Genomic DNA, 1,199 nt, shown 5'->3' with positions numbered 1-1,199 from the left:
CTGGAAGCGGCCACACCCGGACGCTCGGTAGTTGGGACAGGCTCCGCCACAGGCACACTGACGACGACGCAGCGGGGACGGCCGTGCCTTAGAAATCCATGGAAGAGCTCTGGTCCACCACGGGCTGCAAGCGTCGAATGTGGATCCGGCGCGCCAAGCGGATCACCGGGCGGATCAGCATCATCACGGACCCAAGAATGAACAGCCATGTACCGTCCAGTTGCATGGTTGAGCTGAGAAAGAAGAAACTGCCCACCAGGAACAGCAGTCCAATGAAAATGTCGTTCGCGATCGACAGCACCTCGTAGCGTTGTCGAATCACCAGCTCCTCACGCCCGATGTGAAGAGTCATCACGTTGCCAGTGTTGTCAGACATGCCCCGTCCCTGAGATTGGTTGATGCCTCAGCCTATCGAGTGCATCTGGCCATCCAGCGGGGCTCAGTGCGCCGGAACCGTCTACAGAATCTGGTCCTGAATGAGCTCAGGGTCATAACAAACCAGAGCATCGTTCTCCAGCAGACGTTCCGTGCCGGTGATCAGGCCAGTCCTTTTGTCCCTGAAGTCACGCACCACAACATTGTGTCGGCGCACCTGTGATGCCCCTGATTCTGAGTCCCGCATCCGGTAGAAGTACCCCGATTCCTCCCTGACGTGATACTTCAACGGCAACGGTTGATCGGAACGCAGCTGGCCGCGCCGGTATTCGCCATCCACACGCACCCGGAACTGAAACGTCTGATCCGTGTCGTTACGGACCCTGTAATCCAGGAAATTCCAGACGATCGAAGTCCCCGTGCCAAAGGGGATCTGGCGTTTGAAGTCCGGGGAAAGGTCGAGCCCACTGTGGTGGTGATGTTCCGTGATGGTCAACGGGGAGTGCAACGTCATCCAATGCAACAGATTGGTGAACTGACACAACCCGCCACCCACCCCCTCAGCGGCATGGTCACCCTCCACCGTCAATCCCACCTGGTAACCCTTGGCAACGGTCGGTTCACCCACGTTGCGCCAGAAGGAGAAGCTCTGGCCGGGCCGGATCACCACGCCATCCACCAACGGTGCGGCAATGGCAAGTGACTTGGCCTTGCCTTCTTGGAGTTCCGGCTGAGTATTGCCAAGACGGCGTCTGATCAGGGAGTTGTGGGCGTAAATCGGCCCTTCACAGATGAGCATGGGTAGGGGTCTTGCGCCACGGCCG

Annotated in this window: 2 protein-coding genes; both read right to left on the bottom strand. The window is 58.8% G+C overall.

Annotated features, from left to right (window positions below; translation table 11 throughout):
• Nucleotides 1-88: 88 nt before the first annotated feature.
• Nucleotides 89-376 (bottom strand): YrhK family protein, encoded by a 288-nt coding sequence (locus tag L979_RS12815; protein ID WP_047692596.1) that lies wholly within the window; start codon nt 374-376, stop codon nt 89-91.
• A gap of 81 nt (nt 377-457) precedes the next feature.
• Nucleotides 458-1,199 (bottom strand): VanW family protein (locus L979_RS12810; protein ID WP_047692597.1); only part of this gene is annotated, 742 nt, incomplete at its 5' end.

The sequence above is a fragment of the Kocuria sp. ZOR0020 genome, from assembly GCF_000800955.1.
GTDB classification, from domain to species: Bacteria; Actinomycetota; Actinomycetes; order Actinomycetales; family Micrococcaceae; genus Kocuria; species Kocuria subflava.
The sequence above is the reverse complement of the archived record's forward strand: the minus strand, read 5'-3'. Positions and strand labels throughout refer to the sequence as shown.